Annotated in this window: 7 protein-coding genes; all 7 read left to right on the top strand. The window is 60.1% G+C overall.

Annotated elements, in window-relative coordinates; all coding sequences use genetic code 11:
• Window positions 1–616, top strand: a 616-nt coding sequence (locus tag AC1XOS_RS19785) for a thiamine pyrophosphate-dependent enzyme (RefSeq protein WP_481963938.1), incomplete at its 5' end; no start/stop codon positions are given.
• Between the two features lie 52 nt (window positions 617–668).
• Window positions 669–1,523 (top strand): MBL fold metallo-hydrolase, encoded by an 855-nt coding sequence (locus tag AC1XOS_RS19780; RefSeq protein WP_481963937.1) that lies wholly within the window; start codon window positions 669–671, stop codon window positions 1,521–1,523.
• Entirely contained in the window at window positions 1,520–2,014 is a 495-nt protein-coding gene (ilvN, locus tag AC1XOS_RS19775; protein ID WP_481963936.1) for an acetolactate synthase small subunit, read from the top strand. The genes AC1XOS_RS19780 and ilvN overlap by 4 nt, the downstream gene beginning before the upstream one ends.
• Window positions 2,015–2,027: 13 nt before the next feature.
• Window positions 2,028–2,789 (top strand): hypothetical protein, encoded by a 762-nt coding sequence (locus tag AC1XOS_RS19770; protein WP_481963935.1) that lies wholly within the window; start codon window positions 2,028–2,030, stop codon window positions 2,787–2,789.
• Between the two features lie 147 nt (window positions 2,790–2,936).
• Window positions 2,937–3,995: a ketol-acid reductoisomerase gene (gene ilvC, locus AC1XOS_RS19765; RefSeq protein ID WP_481963934.1), complete on the top strand. Its 1,059-nt coding sequence runs from the start codon at window positions 2,937–2,939 to the stop codon at window positions 3,993–3,995.
• Window positions 3,996–4,001: 6 nt separating this feature from the next.
• Complete coding sequence (locus tag AC1XOS_RS19760) at window positions 4,002–4,217, top strand: hypothetical protein (RefSeq protein ID WP_481963933.1); 216 nt, start codon at window positions 4,002–4,004, stop codon at window positions 4,215–4,217.
• Window positions 4,166–4,793 (top strand): SanA/YdcF family protein (locus tag AC1XOS_RS19755; protein ID WP_481963932.1); only part of this gene is annotated, 628 nt, incomplete at its 3' end. The genes AC1XOS_RS19760 and AC1XOS_RS19755, both read left to right, overlap by 52 nt.

The raw sequence follows: 4,793 nt of genomic DNA, 5'->3' as shown, positions 1-4,793 counted from the left end.
GGGCCAGCACCAGATGTGGGCCGCGCAGCACTTCGGCATGCGAAAGTCTCGGCAGTTTATTACGTCGGGGGGCCTGGGAACGATGGGCTTTGGCCTGCCCGCCGCCATTGGCGCGTCGTTCGCCTCCGATGGTAAAGAGCCGGTCTGGTGCATCTCGGGCGATGGCTCGATCCAGATGTGTATTCAGGAGCTGATGGTCGCCAGCATCTATAAATTGCCGGTGAAAGTGATGATCCTCAACAACCAGTACCTCGGGATGGTGCGCCAGTGGCAGGAGATGTTCTGGCAGAAGCACTACTCGTCGGTGAACCTGGAGCAGGCTCCGGACTTTGTAAAACTCGCCGAAGCCTACGGGATTCTGGGCCTGATCTGCGAGAAACCCGAGGAGCTGGAAGCCACGCTACGCAAGGCGATGGAGCACGACGGCCCTGTCGTGATGGACATCCGCGTGGCCAAGGAGAGCAATGTCTTCCCGATGATTCCGTCGGGTCAGACGATCAACGAGATGATGGTGCGCAAGCCCGAGCCCGCGCTCGCCCCGCCCAGCGTCTGCCACTTCGAGCCCAAGGACACCCGTGTTCCTGACCCCAATGAGGTCGTGGATGTCGCGCGTTAGCCCTCCTCCCCTAGCCCCTCCTCCCAATCCTGGGAGGAGGGGAAGAGGGGGGATGCTCTCCCTTGGCTTTGTCAATGTCTACTTTGTGGATAATGGCGAGCCGGGGGGCGAGTGGGCACTGATCGACACGGGACTGCCGTGGCACTTCTCGGCGATTGTCCGAGAGGCACGGCGGCGCTACGGCAACCAGAAACCCGCCGCGATCTATCTGACGCACGGCCACTACGACCATGCGGGAAGTGCGGCGGCGCTCGCAGCCTACTGGAATGTCCCGATCTTTGCCCACGAAGCGGAGCTGCCATTTCTGACGGGCCAGTGCGACTACCCACCCGCAGACCCCAGCGCCTGCGGCGGCTGGCTCTCGCTCGCCTCGCGCTTTGCCAGCACCCGCGGCAAAGACCTGCGGCCCTTTGTCCAGCCCCTCACCGAGGGGCCACGGGGCTGGGAAGTGATTCCCTTGCCCGGTCACACACTCGGGCAGGTCGGTTTCTGGCACGAGAAGAGCAAGACGCTGATTGTTGGCGATGCGCTCATGAATGTCTCTATCGATGAGTGGCGACCACGCACGGGGCTGAGCTGGCCCCCGCAGCCTTTCACCACGGACTGGTTCGCGGTTCGCAAGAGCCTGGATCGGATTGTGGCGCTGCAGCCAGAAACGCTTTGCTTTGGGCATGGCAATCCTATCAGTGATCCGTCTCTCGGTCGGCAGCTCGCCGACATGACCCAGTGCTTTGCCATCGCACGTGCAGGCCGCTATATTGGGCAACCCGTGCGGCAAGCAAGTGACGGTAGCCCGATTGTCGCGCTGATACCACCCGATCCCGTCAAGAAACTGACGAAACTTGCCGCGCTGGGAGCGCTGGCAGCGGGCGCTTATTTTCTTTTGAAACGCAAACAAAACCTATGACTGAAACACACACGATCACCGTTCTTGTGGAGAACCGCCCTGGCGTCCTCGCCCGCGTCTCCGGCCTCTTTGCCCGCCGTGGCTATAATATCGAGAGCCTCACCGTCTCGATCACCGATGACCCCAATGTCAGCCGGATGACGCTGGTTGTTGGCGGCGACGCCGATATCTTAGAGCAGATCACCAAGCAGCTCCACAAGCTCCTCGATGTTCTCAAAGTCTACGACTATGTCAATACCCCGATGCTGGAGCGCGAGCTAGCGCTGGTGAAGGTGACGGTCACGCCCGAGCGCCAGGTGGAGCTCATCCAGCTTGTCACCCAAGTTTTCGGCGGGAAGATCATTGACACGGCGGAGAAGACTTTTGTGGTCGAAGTAACCGGCGGCGCGGATAAGATTGACGCGTTTGAGAAGCTGATGGAGAGCTACGGCATCCGCGAGCTGGTTCGCACAGGCCGCATCGCGCTGATGCGGGGCTCCCGGACGGTTTAGGCTTTCGACGACGATGTATCACCCGGAGTTTGATGATCTCTGTCACGAGGTGGCCGGTAAGCTCTCTGAGCTGCGCCGCATCACCATGGAAACGGTCGTCTTGACCGACGATCAAGAAGCGCTGCTGGCGGAAATCACCCGCCTGCTGCGCCTGGTTGATGCCGCGTCGTCACAACAGCTCCACTCCCTTCTGGGCGACACTGCCGTAGAGGATAGCGCGTTTCTCGCCGAACTCCGTGACGAGCTACCTCGGCTTGCCGTGCCTGCAGAAAGAGTCGCCATCTCCCCCGGCTCGTTCCTCGCCACCCCCTCTTCCCCAACTGCTCCTTCGTCGCGGGAAGAGCCGGGGGAGATGGCACGAAGCGGCGCGGAGATGGCTCACATCGAGCGCCCCGTTCCCCCCGGCCTGCTCGAAGAGATCTACTGGGACATTCAGCCCGTCTACAAAGGCGACACACGCCTGCTTTTTGCCCACGACACTGACTGGCACTTCTGCCTGATCGTCACCGACGAAACCGGCCAGACCGCGCTCCTCTTCGAGACAGAAGAAGCCCGCGCCGCGTATCTTGGCGAAGTCTACCGTGAGGCACTGGATCGTCCGAAATCGGATAAGGAACTCTCCACGCTGAAGAAGCGCCTGGGTCTAGGGGATGATTCCAAGGAAGATGACGAGCCTGACGCTCCTGTACCTGCGCCTCTGTTTCCAAGCACGCCTGTGCTTGCGGGTGGGAATGCACGGCGTTTGGAAGAGACAATTGAGGAATTGGAGCAGTGAGCGAAGCGAGGCGACTGAGGAACGAAGCCCTATAGCCCAGAGGTTCACCATTCTGGGCTCATCGCGTCCACAAGGACGGCGCAGATTTGCAGGCGGGGCGTTTACGCCTTGGCTGACAATTTAACCTGAAAGAAGAAAGATAGAAAAATGCCGGTTACGATTTACTATGACGCCGATGCGTCGTTTGATGTGTTGGTGGGAAAGACCCTCGCGGTCATTGGCTACGGCTCGCAGGGGCATGCGCATGCGCTGAACCTGAAGGAGTCCGGGATGAATGTCATTATTGGCCTGCGTCCGGGCAAGAGCTGGGACAAGGCCGTCGCGGATGGCTTTGAGGTTTTGACGGTTGCGGAGGCTTCCAAGAAGGCCGATGTGATCATGATCCTGGTCAACGATGAGTTCCAGGGGGATCTCTACAACAACGAGATTGCGCCGAACTTGTCGGCGGGCAAGGCGCTTGCCTTTGGCCATGGCTTCAACATTCACTTTGGGCAGGTCGTGCCGCCTGCAGATGTGGATGTCTTTATGTGCGCTCCCAAGGGCCCCGGCCACATGGTGCGCCGCGTCTTCACCGAGGGCAGTGGCGTCCCCTGTCTGATCGCGATTCACCAAGACGCGACCGGGCTGGCAAAGGCCCGTGCTCTGGCGTGGGCCAAGGGCGTCGGTGGAACCCGTGCGGGCGTGCTGGAGACCAGCTTCAAGGAAGAGACCGAGACCGACCTCTTTGGCGAGCAAGTCGTGCTCTGTGGCGGCGCGACGGCGCTGGTGAAAGCGGGGTTTGAGACACTGGTCGAGGCAGGCTACCAGCCGGAGATCGCCTACTTCGAGTGTCTGCACGAGCTCAAGCTCATTGTGGATCTCATGTACGAGTCCGGGATCGCCGGGATGCGCTACTCCATCTCGGACACCGCGCAGTTTGGCGACATGACCCGTGGGCCACGCATCGTCAACCCCGAGACCAAAGCCGAGATGAAGCGCATTCTCGATGAGATCCAGACCGGACAGTTCGCCAAAGAGTGGATTCTGGAGAACAAGGCCAATCGTCCGAGCTTCAATGCCCTGGCAAAACGCGACAATGATCACCTGATCGAGGTCGTTGGACGTGAGCTTCGGGGTATGATGAGCTGGATGAAGAAGCCTGCCACGGCCACCACCCAAACCGAGGTGCCCGTGCAGCAGACCGTTCAGACCAAGATTGAGCTATAGCAAAGCATGAGTGACACCAGCGAGGGGGAGAAAATCCCCGATCCCGAAGAGCTTCCGGCCCGTGCGGACCGGGACTACTTCCCCACGCTGGCCGCGAAGATCGGTGATGTGGACAAGACCTGCTTTGGCTGTCTGGCCATGGCTGGGGTCGTGCTCCTGACGATATTTTTATGGGCATTAGTCTGGTATCTGCGCACCCCCGAGGTGCAGCAAAGGCACTGAAACGGCACCCCCTGCGGACGCTCTTGGTCGCGGTGGCGCTTCTCTTCGCCTTGCTGATCTTTGGAGGTGCGCTCTGCCAGTGGGTTGTTTTTGCTAAGGCAGCTGGTCGGCACCATAGCGTTCTCTCCGCACTGCCCCACACAAAAGTCGCGCTGGTGCTGGGAACGAGTAAGTATGTCGCGAAAGGGCAGCCCAACCTCTACTACACCCAACGGATCACGGCAGCGGCCAATCTCCATAAAGCAGGCAAGGTGGAGTATCTCTTGGTCTCCGGCGATAACCGTAGGCTCAACTACAACGAGCCTGCCACGATGCGCCGCGACCTAGTAGCGGCAGGGGTGCCTAAAGAGAAGATCACCTGCGATTTTGCCGGCTTTCGGACACTCGACTCAATCGTGCGAGCGAAGAGAGTCTTCGGCCAAGACAGGCTGATCATTGTCTCCCAGCGCTTTCACAACGAGCGAGCGCTCTTCTTGGCGCAAGCCAGCGGAGTGGATGCTGTAGGCTACGATGCAGATGAGAGCAGCACACAGAGCGCTAAAGTGGCGCTGCGTGAGAACCTAGCCCGTGTCCAAG

The organism is Armatimonas sp. (assembly GCF_964826245.1).
Note: the sequence above shows the minus strand (reverse complement) of the source record. Positions and strands in the feature narration are given on the sequence as shown.

Coding starts and splice junctions, on each gene's coding strand:
- AC1XOS_RS19780 (WP_481963937.1), top strand. CDS start 669: ATGCTCTCCCTTGGCTTTGTCAATGTCTACTTTGTGGATAATGGCGAG.
- AC1XOS_RS19760 (WP_481963933.1), top strand. CDS start 4,002: ATGAGTGACACCAGCGAGGGGGAGAAAATCCCCGATCCCGAAGAGCTT.
- ilvN (WP_481963936.1), top strand. CDS start 1,520: ATGACTGAAACACACACGATCACCGTTCTTGTGGAGAACCGCCCTGGC.
- AC1XOS_RS19770 (WP_481963935.1), top strand. CDS start 2,028: ATGTATCACCCGGAGTTTGATGATCTCTGTCACGAGGTGGCCGGTAAG.
- ilvC (WP_481963934.1), top strand. CDS start 2,937: ATGCCGGTTACGATTTACTATGACGCCGATGCGTCGTTTGATGTGTTG.